Origin of the sequence: Pseudomonas khavaziana, assembly GCF_036704165.1 — a bacterium.
In the GTDB taxonomy this organism is placed as follows: domain Bacteria; phylum Pseudomonadota; class Gammaproteobacteria; order Pseudomonadales; family Pseudomonadaceae; genus Aquipseudomonas; species Aquipseudomonas khavaziana.
Genome location: NZ_CP129946.1, coordinates 3,518,895 through 3,536,219, shown reverse-complemented (window position 1 = coordinate 3,536,219; position 17,325 = coordinate 3,518,895). Strand labels below are relative to the sequence as shown.

The window sequence follows — 17,325 nt, the reverse complement described above, 5'->3', positions numbered from 1 at the left end:
TCATGGCTATCACACTGGAACAAGCACAGGGCCAGCTCCAAGCCTGGCTCGATGCGAGCATGAAGGTCAGCCAGAAGCAAAGCTACCGGATCGGCACCCGACAGCTGGAGTACGCTGACCTTGCCGAGATCACCAAAACGATCGACTACTGGCAGAAGCAAGTTGATGGCCTGGAAAGCGGCCGGCCACGGGGGATTGTCCTGCGTGGGATCACGCCGCGATGAGCCGCGCACCGAAAGCCCCAGAACCCACACTGCTCGACAAGGCCATCACCTGGTTGAGCCCTGAACGCGGCGCCAAGCGCATGCATGCCCGGCTCACCATGACCGCGCTGGGCGGTTACAGCGGCGCGTCGAAGGCCAAGCGCTCGTTGAGTGCTTGGAACCCAGCCGCCGGCAGTGCAGCGGCTGACTTGCTACCCGACTTGCCCACGCTTCGCGAGCGATGCCGTGACCTTGAGCGCAACAACCCCATCGGTGGCGGCGCGATCAACACGGTGACGACTAAAACGGTCGGTACTGGCTTGGCGCTCAAGTCCGTGGTGAACCGGCAGATCCTTGGCTGGGATGAAGATCAGGCCCGGGAGTGGCAGCGCAAGACTGAATCGTTGTTCAAGTCCTGGGCGGAAACGACCTGCTGCGACATTACCCGCGAGCAAAACTTCTATGGTTTGCAGGATCTGACGTGGCGTTCGGTGCTGAGTAGCGGTGATGTGTTTCCGCTGTTGACCCACAAGGAGCGCCCTGGTCATCACTACTCGGCGTGTATCCAGCTCATTGAAGCTGACCGAATCTGCAACCCGTCGGGCAGAGCCGATACGGAAATCCTCACCGCTGGTATCGAACGTGACGCCGACGGCGCTCCGATCAAGGCTCACGTCCTGCGCAGCCACCCTGGTGCGCTGGGCGTTAAAGAACGGGAATGGGATGAGCGTCCGTTCTTCAACGAGCGCGGCGGTCGGGTGCTGTTGCACGTGTACCGCCGCCGGCGAGTGGGCCAGCCACGCGGTGTGCCGTACCTGGCGCCGGTGATCGAAAAGCTCAAGCAATTGGACCGCTACACCGATGCCGAGTTGGAAGCTGCGGTGGTGTCGGCGTTCTTCGCTGTGTTCATCAAGCCGGGGACAGGCGGGAGCCTAAGCCCACTGGCATCTGCTGCTACCGGCAACACGCCCGTCGGCGGCGACCGGCCAGCAGGACGGGAGCAGGGTGGCTGGGACGGTTCGCTCAGCGGTGGCATTGTCGCCGAGCTGGACGACGGCGCGTCAATTGATACTGCGGCACCAGGTCGGCCGAACATGGCGTTTGACCCGTTCGTGTTGGCGATGCTGCGCCAGATCGGCATGGCCCTGGAATTGCCCTATGAGGTGCTGATCAAGCACTTCACGGCCAGCTACACCGCCGCGCGTGCGGCAGTCATGGAGGCGTGGCAATTCGTTCGCGGTTGCCGCGACTTCCTGGGCTCACACTTCTGCCAGCCGGTGTACGAGCATTGGCTTGAAGAGGCCATTGCGCAGGGTGATATCGAGGCCCCCGGTTTTTTCGATCACCCGCTACTGCGCTATGCCTACTGCGGTTCGCTGTGGGTAGGCGATGGTCCTGGCACCGTAGACCCGCTGAAGGATATCAACGCCGCCGAGAAGCGGATCGATATCGGTGTCAGTACGTTGGCGAAGGAATCCATGCTCTACGACGGCAGTGACTGGGAGGAAAACCACGAACAGCGCGCCCTGGAAGTGAAGCGTCGGCGCGATGACGGGCTTTCAGCTTCGCCGACGGCCCGCCCGGACAATGAGCCGCCGGCCAAACCCGACCTACCTGAACGGACCTAACTATGAGCGACAACCCAACCGATGCACCCGTGCACCGGGTGACGGCGTTCGACCTGGTCTCACGCGAGCCCTGGGCCATCACTCCGGACATGCTCCAGACCATCACCGCCATTGCCCGTCGGGAACATGAAGGGCCCGAGACCCTGGAAGCCAGGCAAGGCAAGCCCCTGCAGAACAGCCGTGCAGTGACTCAACGTGGCAACGTTGCCTTGCTGCCCGTCACCGGCCCGGTGTTCCGCTACGCCAACTTGTTCACGGCGCTGTCCGGGGCAACCTCGCTGGATGTCCTGGCCAAAGAGTTCACCAATGCCGTCGATGATCCGCGAACAGACACCATCATCCTGGTGATGGATACACCGGGCGGCATTGCCAGCGGTATCGCTGAGTTCGCTCAGATGATCCGTGCTTCTCCCAAGCAGGTGGTGGCCTACGTATCCGGCAACGCAGCCAGTGCAGGCTATTGGATGGCGGCAGCGGCACATGAAATTGTCATGAGCCGTACCGGCGCCGTGGGGTCCATTGGCACGGTGTTGACGGTGCGTAAAAGCGAAGACGACGGCAGTTTCGAGATCGTCAGCAGCCAGAGCCCGAAAAAGCGGCCTGACTTCGGTACCGAATCTGGCCGTGCTGTTGCACAGGCGCACGTTGACCGACTGACCGACATCTTTGTCGAGGACGTTGCCAACTATCGCGGCCTCAGTGTTGAAACCGTCCTGGCGGACTTCGGCCAGGGCGACATGCGGATTGGCTCGGATGCCGTGGCATTGGGCATGGCCGACCGTGAATCCACCCTTGAAAACCTTATCGCCGAATTCAACGGCAGTCCCTCTGGAGATCGATCCATGTCCACTACCACCAGCAGCACCGCACCCGCACCGACGCCAGAAAAACCAGCTATTACCCGTGAATACCTCGCCGCGAACCATGCTGAGTTGCTTGCCAGCCTGGAGCATGACGCCCACGCAGCCGGCGCCCGAGCGGAGTGTGATCGCATCAAGGCAGTCGAGGCGGCCGCGTTGCCCGGGCATGAAGAGCTGATCGCCAGTCTCAAGTTTGATGGCAAAACCAGCGGCGCTGAAGCGGCTGCACAGGTGATTGGCGCCGAAAAGTCCAAGCGCGCCACTGCTCTTGCCGACATCCGCAGCCAGGCCCCTGCGCCGGTACCCAACGCACTCACGCCGCCGGGTGCACCAGTTAGCGCCGAAGAAGATCCGGAGATGCCACTGGAAGAGCGCGCCAAGGCGACCTGGGACGGTGATAAGGATCTACGCGCCGAATTTGGCACTTTCGAGGCCTACCACGCTTATCGCAATGCCGCAGACCGTGGTCTGGTCAAGGTCTTGAAAAAGTAAGCACCTGGTAAGTCCCTCAAACCCTGGCTCTGGAGAATCCCATGCCTCTTACACTCGATACCCCCCGCGCTTACGAGATCGGCACCATCAACGACTTGTCGGTTGCCGCCGGTGTGCAGATCTTCGAAGGCTCGGCCGTTGGCATCATCGCTGCTAGTGGCCTTGCTCGCCCTTTGGCGGCGGGTGACCTGTTTGTCGGTTTCGCTGATCGCGGCGTCGACAACCGCACCGGCGCCGCTGCGGCCGCGCGGGTCCGTCTTCGCGAAGAAGGCAAGATTGAACTGCCTGTGGCTGCCCTGGCACTTGCCGATATCGGCAAGCAGGTCTACGCCAGCGACAGCGGCGCGTTCCTGCTGACCGCCGCCGGGAATAGCCTGGTTGGCCATGTTCACCGTTTTGTCCGCTCTGGCGTCGGCATCGTCAAGTTCGCCGCCCAACCAGTACCCGTCGCGCCTTAACGCAACACTCAACCCCCGTTTTTTGACCGTATCCTTCTTCAGGAGAATCACCCATGGGTGCTGAAGTACTTTCCAGCCGTGCCGTCATCGGCATGTTTTACGAAATGCTCGAACAGAATGTGGGGTCGAACTGGATCGACGCCGTGTCCAACCTGTTCGATTCTGACCAGGCAAAAGAAACCTACCCGTGGATTGGCATGGTGCCAACGCTGCGTGAGTGGATCGGTGGCCGTCATGCCAAGGGCTTCATCGGCGCTGAACTCGAAATCGAAAACCTGCACTTCGAAGCAACCATTGAGGTTCTGGTCAAGGAGCTGCGCCGAGACAAAACCGGGCAGCTGCGGATTCGCCTCGGTGAATTGGCCGACCGCACGAATGCCCACTGGGCCAGACTGCTCTCGGTACTGTTGCTCAATGGCGAAACCCAGGTCTGCTACGACGGCCAGTACTTCTTCGACACCGACCACGAAGAAGGTCAGAGCGGTGTGCAGTCGAACAAAATTACAACCAAGCTTTCGGAACTGGCCGCGACTGTTCATGGCACGCCGACTCGTCCGAGTGTTGAGGAGTTTCAGCAGGCAGTTGCTCGGTCCGTTACCCAATTGACCAGCCTCAAGGATGATCAGGGCGAACCCATCAACGAACTGGCCCGCGAATTCCTGGTGATGGTGCCGTTCAACCTGTTGAGCGTTGCTCAGTCAGCGTTGAGCGTTCCGCGCGGCACCAACATCAACGAAATTGTCATGCCCGACAACGTTGTGGTTCGGGTGGTGGGCAACGTGCGACTCAATGCCTGGCAGGACAAGTTCGTGACTCTGCGTACCGATGGCCGTTTGAAAGCGTTCATCCGTCAGCAGGAAACCGACGTAGCGATGAAGGCGAAGGCGGAAGGCTCGGAATACGAGTTCGATAACGACGCTCACCAATACGGTGTCGACACCTGGCGCAACGTCGGTTTTGGTCGTTGGCAGTACGCAGTCCTTAACCAGCTGGTGGCATAAGCCGGTCCGCCTGCCACCTCACCGAGGACACTGATATGCCGAAATACCGCGTGACAGAGACCATCACCCTTTACGGTGGTGAGTTGATCCTGACAGAAGGCCAGGCAAGCGCCCGAAAGCACTGCCTGGAGCCGGTCGAAAAGAAAAAGGGGCGCTACACCATTCTGGTGCCTGTCCAGTTCAAAGTCGGGGAGGTGATCGTGATCCCCGGTGAACCGGACAAGGCGCTGGATCAGCGGCTTGAGAAAGTTGATAAAGCTGGAGAAACCGGCGATGCCGAATAAATCCTACACCGTGAAATCTGGCTCTTTCCGCCGTCCAGACAACACCTTGGTCGGACAAGGTGATGTGGTCGAACTGCCGGACGATGTGGCTGATCGCTTCCGCCACCAGTTGGAAGTGGTGGTGGCCGAACCCTCACCAGCTCCGGCAACCGATGGCGGGCGTAAGCCTAAGGTGAGCCCCGATGCTTGACGAAGACCTCAGGGGTTTCCTTGAGGACTTCGATGTAGGCGGGATTGTTGACGGTGAGCCGTTTCTGGCGGCGCGTGACATGCCGGATGAGATCCACGGCATGGGAGGCACCAACAGCCAGTCCACCAGCTACGAGATCCTGGTCATCACCGCCGAGGCTGAACGCCTCGGCATCAACAATTCGAAGCTGATCACCGTCGGTGGTGTGTCCTACCGGGTCCGCGACCGCCGGATGATCGATGACGGCGCCTTCAGCCTGGCTTCTCTCACCAAGGTTTAACCCATGCCCTCGATCCAAGACCGCATCGTCTCCAAGGCGCAGGCGCTGATCAAGGCTGCCGGTACGCCGGCGGCTGATCGTGTATTCCGCAGCCGTACCGAGGCGATCACCCGCGACATGACGCCTGCGATCGTGCTGCGTCCCAGCCTCGAAACCACCGAACGGGAAAGTTTGGCCGTTGACCGCAACCAGTTCGAACTGACGGTGGAAATCATCGCCCGGGAAGACACTGTGACCGGAGACGCCTGGGACCAGGTGGCTGACCTTGTGAAGGTCGCCGTGCACGCGGTGCTGGCCACCGAGGACGCTTTCCCGGAAGCGGATCGGGTCCAGCGGTTTTACGTCGACTGGATCGAGGACGAAGGGGACAACACCGCCGGCAACTGCCTGGTTCGCTATCGGTTTACCTACTTGTGCAACACCGGCGACTTGACCACCGGCCCCACCTATTACTGAGGAATAAATTATGCAAATTGCATTCGGCAGTGGGTTGTTTTACGCCACCCCGCTGATGGACGCCTATGGCAACGCCCTGGCTTCACCCACCCCGATCCTGCTGGGCATCATGCAGGAAGCATCGGTTGATCTGTCCTACGACTCCAAGGAGTTGTTCGGTAGCGAGCAGTTCGCCGTCGATGCCGCGCGTGGCCAGGGCAAGTTGTCCGGCAAGGCCAAGGCCGCCCAGATCAGCCTGTCGCAAATGAATGCGCTGGTGTTCGGGCAAACCCTACAGCCCGGCCAGGTGCTGGTGCACCACGCAACCACGCCCCAGGATATTCCTGCCGGCGGCAAGATCATCGTCACCCCACCAGTTGCTGGCCTCTTGGCCGGTGACTTGGGTGTTCGCGGTGGCGGTGCAGCCCCGTTCGCCCGTGTACTGGCAGCGCCGGCCAAGGGGGAATACACCTACGACTCAGGTACGGGTGAATACGCGTTCGCCGCTGCGGACGTCGGTGTGCCGGTGTTTATTGACTATCGCTACTCGGTAGCCACCGGCAAGAGCCTTTCGGTGCGCAACTTGCCGATGGGCGATATGCCGGTGTTCCAGGGCGAGCTGTACTTGAAATACAAAGGCAAGTCGATCTACGTCCGCGTGCCCAACTTCGTCAGCAATAAATTGAGTCTTTCGACCAAGCAGGACGACTACACCATCCCTGACTTCGAATTCACCGGCTATGCCGATGAATTTGGCGAAGTCGCTTACTGGAGTTCCAGCGAATGACCGTCGTTAATATCCCAGGTGTTGGCTTCCCGTTCCCGGGTAAGACATTGGTTATTCCGCCGCTGACGCTGGGCGACCTGGAGCAGTTGCTGGATCGGATCAACCGGGTCATGGCCGGCAATATGGACAAGGACAGCATCGCCACGGTGATCGACGCCACCCATGCGGCGCTTCGCCGAAACTACCCTGATATGGAGCGCACTGAGGTCGCCAACCTGTTGGACCTGAGCAACATGCGCGAAGCCCTCAACGCCGTTATGGGCGCGTCTGGGCTTGAGGTGACGGAGCCGGAGCCGGGGGAAGGCCAGGCCCCTTCGACTGGGGCCAGCTCTACGCTCACCTGATTGCCAGCACTGGCCAAAGCCCGGTCACCCTGCGGCGTGACTGGGATATGGTGATGGTGGGCCATATGACGGACTACTGGCGGCACCATCCGCCGGTGCATGTGCTGGTCGCCGGGTACATGGGCTACAAGCCTGCCGAGAGCGTTACTGACGCGCCTGATTTGGCGAGCAATTTGGCGGTAATGGCAGCGGATATGCGCGGGGAACTACCTGAGCATTTACGTGGGGCGTTGGATGCGTTTGTGGCGCCCAGTTAGTGCTGGACACCATACAGCCATCACGTTAGCCTCCCGGCACAGCACAGGGAGGCTATTTGATGCGGTATTTGGTTGTTTTGATGGCTGGTATGAGTATTTATAACGCTCAGGCGGACACTGGTAGTGAATACCAACGAACAGCCAAAGCAAAGGAATTGGTGCAGAAACGACTCAAGAACCCAGATTCTGCAAAGTTTAAAGATTTGCATCTTGATACTTTTCCGAGCGGTGGGATTATCGTTTGCGGAGAGGTTGATTCAAAAAATGGAAATGGTCGTTATACCGGGTTCCGAAGGTTTTACAGTACTGGAGTGACAGCGCGATTTAAGGAAGATGAGCCAAAAATTTTCGACGATGTTTATACAATGATTTGTTCAAAGTAAGACTTAACCTCCAAAAGAAACTCCGCCAAGGCGGAGTTTTTTATTACCTGCGATATGAGGATCTGGCATGGATAGAAATATTGCATACCAGTTCACGGCTGGTACTCAAGGCTTTGACCGTGCAATCGAAAGTATTGAGCGAAACATGCGTGACGCTCGAACAACGTTCAGTCGCGAACTCAGAGCAATTAATTCGGAGATGGTGGGTAGCCAGACACAACTGAGCCGTTTTGGTCCGGCGGTAAATGATGCTCTCGGTGGTGTTAGCGCCATAATGCGCACTGGGCTTTCCAGCGTGGCCGCTGGCTTGATCGGCGTGTTTGCGCTGGGTGCATTCAAGGTCAAACAGCTAGTTGCAGACAGCAAGGACGCGGCGATTCAGCAACAAGCAGCTTATCGTGGCTTGGAAGCCGTAGCCAATCATGCGGGCGTGGGTATTGGCCGCGCTATGGATGAGGCGAATAAGCTCGCAGCTGACGGTTTACTCAGCGTCGGTGATGCAGCCAAGGCGCTTCAAAATCTGTTGAGTCGTGGATACAGCGTTGACCAGGCGGTGGGTGTCATCACTCGTTTGAAGGATGCTGCGGCTTTCAATCGCCAAGCGAATCTCAGCATGTCAGAGGCAGTGGTGACAGCTACCGAAGGTTTGAAGAATGAAAACTCGGTGCTGGTCGATAACGCTGGCGTGACGAAAAACGTTGCAAAAATGTGGGACGAATATGCCAAGAGTATTGGCACTACCCGTGACAAATTGACTGACTCGCAGAAGATCACCGCTGAATACAACGGTGTGATGAAAGAGACAACCGCACAGGTGGGTAACGCGGCGAAAGCGGCGGAAGGGCTAACCGGTAGTCAGGCCGAACTCGACTCTAAAAGCAATGAGCTTCAGGTAACTATTGGAACCATTCTTGAGCCTGTATTCGTTAGTTTGAATAAAAAACTTTCTGAAACCGCAGGTTGGTTCAATAGCTTACTGAAAGGCATGACAGGCGTAGGCGCTACCGTGGATGAGGTGGCAGCAAATGTCGCCCGGTACGAAGATATCCTCAAGGACTTCAAGCCCGGCCCGCGGGGCAACGGCAGCAAGGCACCGCTCGAAGCTGCATTGGTGGAAGAGCGTCTGCTGTTGGAGAACATGCAACTTGTTTCAAACAAGGTAGACGAGGTGGACGCAGGTATGCGTTCCCGTGTTGCACGTATTGAAGAACAGCGCCGGAAGGTGGCTGAGATGGCGGCAACGGGCGACACCGCGATGACTAAGGCTCCACAGCAGGGCCGGACGGCACCAACAGCTTACGGTATCGAAGTCGCCCGGCTGACGAAGCTTGAAGCCGGTTATGCCGCCGCAATTGAGCATCGAAAAAAGGTCGAGGAGGCGACAACGCCACCGAAGACAACTGATACCCCTGCAACAGCACCCGGCAAAGCTACCTCGCGAGTAAGCGAATGGTCCGAAGCGCTGGATGCGCAAAAGGTCGCTCACGCCCAGCAGCAGGCAGAGCAGGGCACGTTTCTCCAGTTCTCCCAGCAGCAGGAAGCGGATTACTGGCAAGGGATCCTCAAGCGCGCCGACCTGACGGCCAAGGAACGCTTGGGCGTGCAACGCAATTACCTGACGGCTCTGGGTTCACTACGACGCCAGGACGAAGGCAAGGCATTCGCTGATCTCCAGGCCCAGGCGCAGCAGTACCGCAACAACATGGATGCGCGTTTAAACATCGCTCAGCAGGCGTTGGAGCGCAGCCGGCAGCTTTATGGTCAGGACAGTCAGGAGTACCGCAGAGCGGCGTCTGAGGTTGTCGCCATCGAGCGGGAGAAACAGCAGCAAATCACCAACATGAAACAGCAGGAATATGCCGCTGATAAGCAAGCTCGGCTGACCGACGTTGCTCATGCCGAGCAAATGGCCCAGTTGGACCTGCAGGCCAATCTGATCACCCAGGCGCAATTGCTGCAATCCCAAGCCGAGTTTGAAAAACAACGGTATGCCATCGAGGCTCAAGCGCTGGCTCAACGCAAGGCTCTGTTGGATCAGGATCCTGACCGTAATCCGGTTGCGCTGCAGCAGGTCCAGCAGCAGATTCTCGCCCTGGAGCAGACCCACCGAAACAGCATGGCCGTTATCGGCCGACAGCAAACCATGGAATCTCAGAGCAACTGGACCGGCATGATGGGGAGTTTGCAGTCCAGTTGGTCGAGCGGGATGAACGGCATCCTCACTGGCACGATGGGCACACAGGGGCTGCTCAAAGGGATTTTCGGCAGCATCGGTACGGCGTTCGTCGAAAACATGGTCACAAAGCCATTGATGGCCTGGATCTTCGGCGAGACGGCGAAAACAGGCGCGACGGTGACCGGCGTCGGCTTGCGAACAGCCGCCGAGGTTGGAGGCGCCGCGATGTCTGTAGCGGTCTGGGGCGCGGCCACCATCAGCAACATCATTTCCAGCGCCTACCAGGCCATCGCGGGCGCGTTTGCAGCGATGTCGGCAATCCCGATCATCGGCCCGGCTTTGGGCGTTGCAGCGGGTGTTGCTGCCGGTGCGTTCGTGTTCGGCCTGATCAAGAACGTGGCGTCCGCTGAGGGCGGCTACGACATCCCGGCCGGGGTGAACCCAATGACCCAGCTCCACGAACAGGAAATGGTTCTGCCCAAGCAGTACGCCAATGTAATTCGCCAGGCAGCGAATGGCGAAGGTCAGTTGGGCGGCGGCGGCGGTGGTTACCACTATCACGACAGCAGCGGCCGACTCACACCGGCGGACATTCGGCGCAATGCCCGAGTGTTTGCCCTCGAAATGCAGAAGCTGCAGCGCAACGGTGCCCTCAAGGCATAAGGAGTTTTCATGCTGCTCGGGCCATTTTTTCCTGCGCGTTGGATTGCCGGTTTACCGGATCGCGGTGTTATGGCGGACAACGTGTTGCCCTACATGCCAGGACAGACGTACCTCGCCAAGAAGTCTCCAGCGTGGAGCACGGGCGTACAGACATCGGCCAGCGGTCGACGTCGCACCACGGCGTATTACCCGGCGCCGTTTTGGACGTTTCAGATCAACTACAACGCAGTGCGCAAACGTCCTGGGCTGGATGAATGGTCGCGCTTGGTGGCGTTCTTTAACCAACGCAAGGGCCAGTTCGGGGACTTTCTGTATTTCGACAGGACCGACCACCAAGTCACCAAGCACCGCTTTGGCTTTGGCGACGGGGTTACTAGAACGTTTCAACTCTCGAGGGCTATTGAGGGATGGATCGAGCCTGTTTACGGAGTAGTCAACATTGACCTGATGACCATCGCCGGAGCGCCTGTGACGGCCTACAGCGTCAGTTCTCTCGGCCAGGTTACCTTCGCCCAGGCACCCAGGCTCGGCCAGGCCTTGGAGTGGACAGGCGCCTTCTTTTTCCGCTGTGCATACGACTCAGATTCGCTAGACGGCGCCCAGCCGTTCGGGCGGATCTGGGAGATGAAAAACGTCTCTTTCACGAGCATCAAACCATGATCGATGTGAGTCCCGAGTTGAGACAGTTTCTGGCCACGGCCCGAAGCTTTGTGATGGCCGATCTTTACACCATCACCCTGGCAAGTGGTCAGGTGCTGCGTTACACCGACGCCGGTGTGCAATTGTTCGCCGATGGCGCGAATTATTCCGCGTCCGGGCCGCTGCTCAAGCGTACCGGCATCCGCACGGTTCGAGGGGTGGAGGTGGACACCTTGAGCGTCACCCTCTACGCCGGCGTCGAGGACACCTTACTGGGGGAGCCGATTTTGGCCTTTATCGCCGGTGGTGGTTTCGATGGCGCGTCGTTGAGCCTGGCCCGGGCGTTTATGCCCGACTGGACAGCGCCAGTGGTTGGTACGGTGTTGCGCTTCATTGGCCGGGTTGCCGAGGTTGATCCTGCTGATCGCGAGCAGGCAACGTTCTCGGTCAAGTCTCCGATGGAGCTGCTGGACACCAAGGTACCGAAGGGGGTCTATCAACCGGGGTGTCTACGAACTGTTTACAGCGCTGATTGTGGCGTGAACCGCTCATTGTTCGAAACCGCAGGCCTGGTGCTGAACGGTACAAGTGGCCTTCGTATTCGCACCAATATCGGCGCCGAAAACGGTTGGTTTGACCAGGGCGTGATCCGGTTCGTTAATGGCGGCAACGCGGGTGTTTCGCGAACTGTCCGCCGCCAGACGGCTGACGGTACCGTCACACTAATTCTCGGTCTGCCGGCAGAGCCGCAGCCGGGCGATCAGTTCCTGATTTATCCCGGCTGTCCTCGCACGCTGGACGCCTGCACCAACAAGTTCGGCAACCGTAGGCGTTATCGCGGAATGCCCTTTATCCCTGTGGCGGAGACCTCCGTATGACCGAGCTGGAGCTGCAGCAGCGCGAAGCCGTGGTCGCCGAGGCAAGGCGCTGGCTCAGGACGCCTTATCAGCACCGTCAGCACCTGCTGGGCGTGGGCGTGGACTGCGCCTGGCTGTTGATCGAGGTGTATCACTCGCTCGGCCTCTTACCTTGGATTGATCCTGGGTCTTACGCCCAAGACTGGCACCTGCACCGCAGCAAAGAGTTGTATCTGGCTTGGCTGGAAGAATACGGGCGGCAAGTCGTAACCCCGCAACCCGGCGATATCGCCATCTGGAAGTTCGGCCGCACCTACAGTCATGGGGCAGTCGTTATTGACGAGCACCGAGTCATTCACGCCTTTCTAGATATCGGTGTGGAAGTGGCTGATATGCGCGAAGAGCGCTTGGCAAGCAGGCCGGTGCGTTATTACACACTCAACAGTTTTGGAGGCAGTGATGGGGGGAGGGGGCGGTAGTTCAATTTCCAATAGTGCAACGCGCATCAACGCGCTGCAGATCCAGAGCAGTGCCAGTGGCAAGCCCATCGCCTGGATTGCCGGGCGTAACCGGATCAGTCCCAACCTGATCTATTACACAGACTTCGATGCGGTTGCCAAAACCACCAAGACCAAGACTGGCGGCAAAGGCGGCGGCGGTGCCACACAGAAAGACACCACCTATACCTACTACGCCGCAATCATCCTGGGTATCGGGCGGGGCCAGCTCAGATCGGTAAGGCGGATCTTTCGTGACAAGGAAGTCTTCGCCGATAAGGTTGTCGATGGTGTCACGCAGTCGGCTCTGGCTCAGATAGGTTTGAGCTTCATGCCGGGCACAGCAGACCAGCTGGTCTGGGGTTACCTGGAGACTAATCACCCGACCGAGGCGATCGCCTATTCGGATACATCGTATGTGTATGCGGCGCGCTACTTGCTCAATGACAACGCCGGCGTGCAGAACCATACCTTTGAGGTTGACGGTCCTTATCAGGTGCCTGGATTGCCCGATGCTAACCCTGGGCTCTTTCTGCCGGGGCTGTTGCTGGACCCGCTGGATGGCATAGGTTTTGATCCTCGTTGGATTGATGACCTGAGCAGCTATCGCGATTACTGCCTGGCCGAGAACTTGTTGCTCAGTCCCGTGCTGGATGAGCAGGCCCCGTGTAGCGAAGCCATCACGCGCTGGTTGCAGCTGACCAACAGCGAGGTGATCTGGTCTGCTGGAAAAATGAAGGTGATTCCCTTCGGTGATCAGGTGGTCACTGGCAATGGAGTGACCTGGTACCCGAATGTCACTCCGGTGGCACACCTCACGGATGATGACTTCTTGACGGAGGAGGGTGAGCCGCCGATTCAGTTGAAGATCAAGAGCCAGGCCGACAGCTACAACGAAGTGTCGCTGGAGATCCTCGACCGCGATCACGAGTACAACACCGATGTAGTACGCGCACCGGATCAAGCTGCTATCGAGCAGTTTGGCTCTAAGCCGATGGACACCATCAAGGCTTACGAGATCTGCAACACGGCCATTGCGTCGCACTCGGCGCAACTGCTGGTGCAACGCAAATTGTATATCCGCAATGAATACCAGTTTTCCCTCGGCTGGCAGCACGTGCTGCTCGAACCGATGGACTTGGTTACGATCACGGAGCCGGCGTTGAAGCTTGATCGCCGCCTGGTCCGGTTGATTTCAGTTGAGGAAGATGAAGACGGCAAGTTGGCTGTTGTGGCTGAGGATGCCTTGCTGGGGACGGGCAGTGCTCCGAATTATCCTGTGCAAAGCAAGACGGGTTATCAGGGCAATCAGAACGCGGCGCCGGGTCCAGTGCTGCCACCGATTATTTTCAACCCACCAGAAAGCCTGCTGCTTCCAGGGGAAACCCAGGTATGGGGCGCGGTCGCCGGCGCTGGTGAGGCTTGGGGGGGCTGTGAAGTTTGGATCAGCGCCGACGGTGACAGTTATAGGATGGTCCAGAGTATCTACGGCCGCTCACGCATCGGTCGCCTGACCGCGCCGCTGCCTCCCGGCAGTGACCCTGACACCATCAATAACTTGGCAGTGCAGCTCTCGGTCGCCGACCAGTTGACCGCCGCCACCACCGCTGAAGCTGATAGCGGGGCGACATTGTGTTGGATAGATGGCGAGCTTGTTAGTTATCGCGATGCAAACCTGACAGGTCCAGGCGCCTACAACTTGCAGTACTTGCGCCGTGGCCGTCTGGGTTCATCCGTGGCAAACCATCCTGCAGATGCCTCGTTCGTGCGTCTGGATGATGCGATTTGGAAATACAGCTACACGGCGGATCAGATCGGCCACACCGTCTGGGTCAAGTTCCGGTCGTTCAATGTGTTTGGCCGTTCACTTGAGGATCTGGCCGACGTAACACCCTACAGCATCACGTTGTCGCCGGCTCGGGTTGTCCCTGGTGTAGCGCAGGGGCTTGCGCTGGTCGGAGCATTTGAGGCGCCTTATTTCACCGTTGGCTGGTCCGCTGGGGCCCATGCAGCAGATCGCTTGATCAGGATTCGCAATGCCAGCACGAACGCTTTGTTGCGTGAGGTGGTCACCACCAGCACCACGTTCACCTACCAGTTGGCAGACGCCTTGGTTGACGGATCTTTGGTCCGTAGCTACCGGGTTGAGGTCATTGAGCGCAATTCAGCGGGGAGCGCACCAGTCGCCGCTCTAGTCGTGGTCAACACCGCGCCGCCCGCTGTGTCAGGTACCGCTGCGACAGTTAGCGGCACGACCGCCAACGTCAGCTGCAGCACAAGTGTTGCGCCTGACGTCGCAGGTTACATGTTCGTGTACGCCACTTCGCCTGGGTTTGATCCAACTATCACCGGCACCATCGGTTATCAGGGCGCCTCAGTCGCCGGCCAGATCACAGGCTTGGCTCCAGGCACAACGTACTACCTGCGCGCTGCCGCGTTCGATACGTGGAGCAGCGTCCGCTCCCAACTCAATTTCGCTCCTGCGATTACATTTAAAACCTGACAGAGATTCGATATGCAGCCTATTCAATTCTTTGCCGCACGGGCCGAAGACGGTGCTCTATTGCCTGGAGCAAGCGTGGACGTGTTCGTCCACGGTACGCAGCAGCGTGCTGTCTTGTTCTCAGATACTGCCGGTAATGTGCCGCTCGGCAACCCGTTTCTCGCTGACGCCAATGGCCGGGTGTTTTTCTACTCTACGACTGATCGCATCGATATTCAGATCAGCCGCTATGGCTATGTCGCGCCCCGGCTCTTGGATATCTCGACTCTGGACGTGGCCACTGCAGTGGAGCAGGTACGAGGGGAAATTGATCAGTTGTTGGTCACCATGCGTGGGGAGTTCGACCAGCTTTTGGAACGATCAGTTTACGAAAGTGAGTTCGTCCAATATGCAGCTGGGGCGCAGGTGCTGCGCATCACTCAGCTGCTGCAACGATCTGGTGAGCTTTACCGGGCACGTGATCAGGCAAGCCTGCCGTTGACCATAAGTGGAAACTGGACGGTAGACAGTCCGAAGTTGGTCTCGGTAGCGGACGGAGCCCTCAGGCAGCAGCTGGCCAATCCGTCACTGATTATGGGCGGCACCATGGTGGCCCGTGCTATCCGTCATGTGAACAGTCTATCGGAGTTGAAGTCGATTAGTGGCCGCTATGAAAACGATACGGTCAGCCTCGTGAACGTGCCAGGGCTCGTCGGCGATTTCCTATGGAACCCGTCGAGCGTTGCTGCGGCTGACGACGTATTTATTGTGAAAGCAACAAACGCGACCACAGGCCGCTGGATTCGCGATTTTGCGCAACTGATGCGATCCGATGCAAAAGTTACGACCGCAATAGGTACTGCCCCGCTGGTCGAGTCAATCCGGATGCGGGCAATGTTCAAAGCCGAGAAGATCCGGCGCGCAGCGGGTTGTCAGCCATGGGTGACGTTGGGACCAGCGGACCCAACTAAGGTGGGTGTCACTACAGACGCCCGCGTTGCCTCACCTGTTATTTCTATTACCTCTGCGGCCAGCGCTGCTGCTCTGGCGGCAAGTGGCACAGGCACGCAAGCCGATCCATACGTCATAAAAAATAGAAACCTGACCTTCAGTAGCGGTGCACCTGCCTTCGTTTTTAATGACCCAGCGGCAACCTATTACGTCCGTTTTTACAACGTGCGTGCTACGGGGACATCCAACGGCAGCGCGGCGATTAACTTTGCTGCTTTTGGTACGCCGGTAGTGTTTGAGCGGTGTGGTATTGCAGGTGGCTCAGGAACCGCTGATGAAATTGCACTGCAAATCAGCAGCGGGACGTTGGAGTTCTATGGTGTCGAGTTCTCGGGCATTTCCGGCCAGTTATTTGTAGGTGCTGGCCTTGCTGCGAAGCGAGTCCGGCTGACGGATTGTCGAGTCATCGGCACAGCGAAAAACTCAGCTACTAACGGAGTTTTCTGGGCAGCCAATGCTGGCGAGTTCGACGTTGATATCTCCCGCTGCTCTTTCACTTCCAGTCACTTTCATTGGCACGTAGGTAACGGCTGGACGATTGACTACAACAACGTGCAAGACACAATCATTGGTGGTTGTGCCGTAGCTATCGGCGATCTGAACTACCTCAAACCCGGTGGCAATATCCTGAGTCAGATCCCCAACATGATTCGGCACAGCAATTTCAAAAATGTGCGATTTACTTACACGGCCGGCGTTACACAAACAGCCTGTTACGGCAATGGCGCCGACAATTGCAAGTTTGAAAACTGTTCGTTTGAGGGGAGCGCTGTGGATCGGCGCCTATTTGAGTGGCGCCGCACCAGTGATGTGACGTTGCTGCGTTGCTACTTCCAGAAGCCCTTAGGTAACAACACTGCTGGCAATGAGGTCTGTGAGTTCTGGGAGAGTGCTGGAGTTACGATTCAGGAATGCTGGACGAACGGAGCGCCAGAGGACTGCTACGAAATCGTTACGAGCTACGGTCGAAATCGTTTGATCGATAACGTAGCGGATAACGTCGCGGGGCAATGCGTCGACATCTTCGGCGTCGGCAGTTTCGATGTTGAAGTCGACGGTGTGTACGGCGATTGTGGTGACGCTGCAGTGCTGATCACGGACGTGGACTACGTTCAAGTCTCCAACGTCTTCGTTAAGCAAACCGGCACGACTGCTCTCGGCTCTGTCGTGCTCGAACGTCGCAACGCCGCACCTGGTGCGTCTCCAAAAGGATGCAGTATCACAGGTCTGCTCTCTCTTCCCGAGATTTGCAGCCAGGGTGCTCCGTTCGCTGTGGACACTCGCTATGCGGCTGTGGCTGGCGGGATCGGATCGAACTTCGCTACCTGGTGGGAAAACGGTGAGCTTAAGACGTATGGCGCTGCAACCCCGGCGCGCCTAACACTTCGATAACCACTT

The 17,325-nt window shown here is 58.3% G+C and carries 19 protein-coding genes; all 19 read left to right on the top strand.

Annotated elements, in window-relative coordinates:
- The first annotated feature begins 2 nt into the window (after positions 1-2).
- The 19 genes from QYQ93_RS15610 (at position 3) to QYQ93_RS15520 (ending at position 17,319) form a co-directional block, all read left to right on the top strand.
- A complete protein-coding gene (locus QYQ93_RS15610) occupies positions 3-224 on the top strand; it encodes a DUF6148 family protein (RefSeq protein ID WP_032892955.1) in 222 nt (73 codons plus the stop codon).
- On the top strand, positions 221-1,831 hold the full coding sequence (locus QYQ93_RS15605) for a phage portal protein (RefSeq protein WP_338474969.1): 1,611 nt from the start codon (positions 221-223) through the stop codon (positions 1,829-1,831). Before QYQ93_RS15610 ends, QYQ93_RS15605 begins: the two co-directional genes overlap by 4 nt.
- Before the next feature lie 2 nt (positions 1,832-1,833).
- Positions 1,834-3,183 (top strand): S49 family peptidase, encoded by a 1,350-nt coding sequence (locus QYQ93_RS15600; protein WP_338474968.1) that lies wholly within the window; start codon positions 1,834-1,836, stop codon positions 3,181-3,183.
- Between the two features lie 41 nt (positions 3,184-3,224).
- Positions 3,225-3,641 (top strand): hypothetical protein, encoded by a 417-nt coding sequence (locus QYQ93_RS15595; protein WP_060767204.1) that lies wholly within the window; start codon positions 3,225-3,227, stop codon positions 3,639-3,641.
- A gap of 53 nt (positions 3,642-3,694) precedes the next feature.
- Complete coding sequence (locus tag QYQ93_RS15590; RefSeq protein WP_338474967.1) at positions 3,695-4,642, top strand: Mu-like prophage major head subunit gpT family protein; 948 nt, start codon at positions 3,695-3,697, stop codon at positions 4,640-4,642.
- A gap of 35 nt (positions 4,643-4,677) precedes the next feature.
- Positions 4,678-4,926, top strand: coding sequence for a hypothetical protein (locus tag QYQ93_RS15585; protein WP_338474966.1), 249 nt, complete (start codon positions 4,678-4,680; stop codon positions 4,924-4,926).
- Positions 4,916-5,116, top strand: a complete 201-nt coding sequence (locus QYQ93_RS15580; RefSeq protein WP_338474965.1) for a hypothetical protein — start codon at positions 4,916-4,918, stop codon at positions 5,114-5,116. The genes QYQ93_RS15585 and QYQ93_RS15580 overlap by 11 nt, the downstream gene beginning before the upstream one ends.
- Positions 5,109-5,396 (top strand): hypothetical protein, encoded by a 288-nt coding sequence (locus QYQ93_RS15575; protein WP_177142121.1) that lies wholly within the window; start codon positions 5,109-5,111, stop codon positions 5,394-5,396. The genes QYQ93_RS15580 and QYQ93_RS15575 overlap by 8 nt, the downstream gene beginning before the upstream one ends.
- 3 nt (positions 5,397-5,399) lie before the next feature.
- A complete protein-coding gene (locus QYQ93_RS15570; RefSeq protein WP_338474964.1) occupies positions 5,400-5,852 on the top strand; it encodes a hypothetical protein in 453 nt (150 codons plus the stop codon).
- Between the two features lie 10 nt (positions 5,853-5,862).
- Entirely contained in the window at positions 5,863-6,618 is a 756-nt protein-coding gene (locus QYQ93_RS15565; protein WP_338474963.1) for a hypothetical protein, read from the top strand.
- Complete coding sequence (locus tag QYQ93_RS15560) at positions 6,615-6,962, top strand: hypothetical protein (RefSeq protein ID WP_200645509.1); 348 nt, start codon at positions 6,615-6,617, stop codon at positions 6,960-6,962. The genes QYQ93_RS15565 and QYQ93_RS15560 overlap by 4 nt, the downstream gene beginning before the upstream one ends.
- 65 nt (positions 6,963-7,027) lie before the next feature.
- Entirely contained in the window at positions 7,028-7,219 is a 192-nt protein-coding gene (locus QYQ93_RS15555; protein ID WP_338474962.1) for a hypothetical protein, read from the top strand.
- A 59-nt stretch (positions 7,220-7,278) separates the two neighbouring features.
- The gene (locus QYQ93_RS15550; protein WP_338474961.1) at positions 7,279-7,602 is read left to right on the top strand and encodes a hypothetical protein; all 324 of its coding nucleotides are present in this window, start codon (positions 7,279-7,281) and stop codon (positions 7,600-7,602) included.
- A 67-nt stretch (positions 7,603-7,669) separates the two neighbouring features.
- Entirely contained in the window at positions 7,670-10,441 is a 2,772-nt protein-coding gene (locus tag QYQ93_RS15545) for a hypothetical protein (protein ID WP_338474960.1), read from the top strand.
- 9 nt (positions 10,442-10,450) lie between these two features.
- Positions 10,451-11,101, top strand: coding sequence for a DUF2460 domain-containing protein (locus QYQ93_RS15540; RefSeq protein WP_338474959.1), 651 nt, complete (start codon positions 10,451-10,453; stop codon positions 11,099-11,101).
- A complete protein-coding gene (locus QYQ93_RS15535) occupies positions 11,098-11,958 on the top strand; it encodes a DUF2163 domain-containing protein (RefSeq protein ID WP_103451396.1) in 861 nt (286 codons plus the stop codon). Before QYQ93_RS15540 ends, QYQ93_RS15535 begins: the two co-directional genes overlap by 4 nt.
- Positions 11,955-12,416 carry a CHAP domain-containing protein gene (locus QYQ93_RS15530; RefSeq protein WP_138739294.1) on the top strand — a complete coding sequence of 154 codons (462 nt, stop codon included), beginning with the start codon at positions 11,955-11,957 and terminating at the stop codon, positions 12,414-12,416. Before QYQ93_RS15535 ends, QYQ93_RS15530 begins: the two co-directional genes overlap by 4 nt.
- Complete coding sequence (locus QYQ93_RS15525) at positions 12,397-14,937, top strand: phage tail protein (RefSeq protein WP_338474958.1); 2,541 nt, start codon at positions 12,397-12,399, stop codon at positions 14,935-14,937. Before QYQ93_RS15530 ends, QYQ93_RS15525 begins: the two co-directional genes overlap by 20 nt.
- Positions 14,938-14,949: 12 nt before the next feature.
- Positions 14,950-17,319: a hypothetical protein gene (locus tag QYQ93_RS15520; protein ID WP_338474957.1), complete on the top strand. Its 2,370-nt coding sequence runs from the start codon at positions 14,950-14,952 to the stop codon at positions 17,317-17,319.
- The last annotated feature ends 6 nt before the right edge of the window (positions 17,320-17,325 follow it).

Excerpts from the sequence above, each read along its gene's own strand:
- QYQ93_RS15530 (WP_138739294.1), top strand. The coding sequence starts at position 11,955 with ATGACCGAGCTGGAGCTGCAGCAGCGCGAAGCCGTGGTCGCCGAGGCA.
- QYQ93_RS15520 (WP_338474957.1), top strand. The coding sequence starts at position 14,950 with ATGCAGCCTATTCAATTCTTTGCCGCACGGGCCGAAGACGGTGCTCTA.
- QYQ93_RS15595 (WP_060767204.1), top strand. The coding sequence starts at position 3,225 with ATGCCTCTTACACTCGATACCCCCCGCGCTTACGAGATCGGCACCATC.
- QYQ93_RS15570 (WP_338474964.1), top strand. The coding sequence starts at position 5,400 with ATGCCCTCGATCCAAGACCGCATCGTCTCCAAGGCGCAGGCGCTGATC.
- QYQ93_RS15525 (WP_338474958.1), top strand. The coding sequence starts at position 12,397 with ATGGGGGGAGGGGGCGGTAGTTCAATTTCCAATAGTGCAACGCGCATC.
- QYQ93_RS15610 (WP_032892955.1), top strand. The coding sequence starts at position 3 with ATGGCTATCACACTGGAACAAGCACAGGGCCAGCTCCAAGCCTGGCTC.
- QYQ93_RS15540 (WP_338474959.1), top strand. The coding sequence starts at position 10,451 with ATGCTGCTCGGGCCATTTTTTCCTGCGCGTTGGATTGCCGGTTTACCG.
- QYQ93_RS15590 (WP_338474967.1), top strand. The coding sequence starts at position 3,695 with ATGGGTGCTGAAGTACTTTCCAGCCGTGCCGTCATCGGCATGTTTTAC.
- QYQ93_RS15545 (WP_338474960.1), top strand. The coding sequence starts at position 7,670 with ATGGATAGAAATATTGCATACCAGTTCACGGCTGGTACTCAAGGCTTT.
- QYQ93_RS15605 (WP_338474969.1), top strand. The coding sequence starts at position 221 with ATGAGCCGCGCACCGAAAGCCCCAGAACCCACACTGCTCGACAAGGCC.
- QYQ93_RS15580 (WP_338474965.1), top strand. The coding sequence starts at position 4,916 with ATGCCGAATAAATCCTACACCGTGAAATCTGGCTCTTTCCGCCGTCCA.
- QYQ93_RS15550 (WP_338474961.1), top strand. The coding sequence starts at position 7,279 with ATGCGGTATTTGGTTGTTTTGATGGCTGGTATGAGTATTTATAACGCT.
- QYQ93_RS15555 (WP_338474962.1), top strand. The coding sequence starts at position 7,028 with ATGACGGACTACTGGCGGCACCATCCGCCGGTGCATGTGCTGGTCGCC.
- QYQ93_RS15565 (WP_338474963.1), top strand. The coding sequence starts at position 5,863 with ATGCAAATTGCATTCGGCAGTGGGTTGTTTTACGCCACCCCGCTGATG.
- QYQ93_RS15600 (WP_338474968.1), top strand. The coding sequence starts at position 1,834 with ATGAGCGACAACCCAACCGATGCACCCGTGCACCGGGTGACGGCGTTC.
- QYQ93_RS15535 (WP_103451396.1), top strand. The coding sequence starts at position 11,098 with ATGATCGATGTGAGTCCCGAGTTGAGACAGTTTCTGGCCACGGCCCGA.
- QYQ93_RS15575 (WP_177142121.1), top strand. The coding sequence starts at position 5,109 with ATGCTTGACGAAGACCTCAGGGGTTTCCTTGAGGACTTCGATGTAGGC.
- QYQ93_RS15585 (WP_338474966.1), top strand. The coding sequence starts at position 4,678 with ATGCCGAAATACCGCGTGACAGAGACCATCACCCTTTACGGTGGTGAG.
- QYQ93_RS15560 (WP_200645509.1), top strand. The coding sequence starts at position 6,615 with ATGACCGTCGTTAATATCCCAGGTGTTGGCTTCCCGTTCCCGGGTAAG.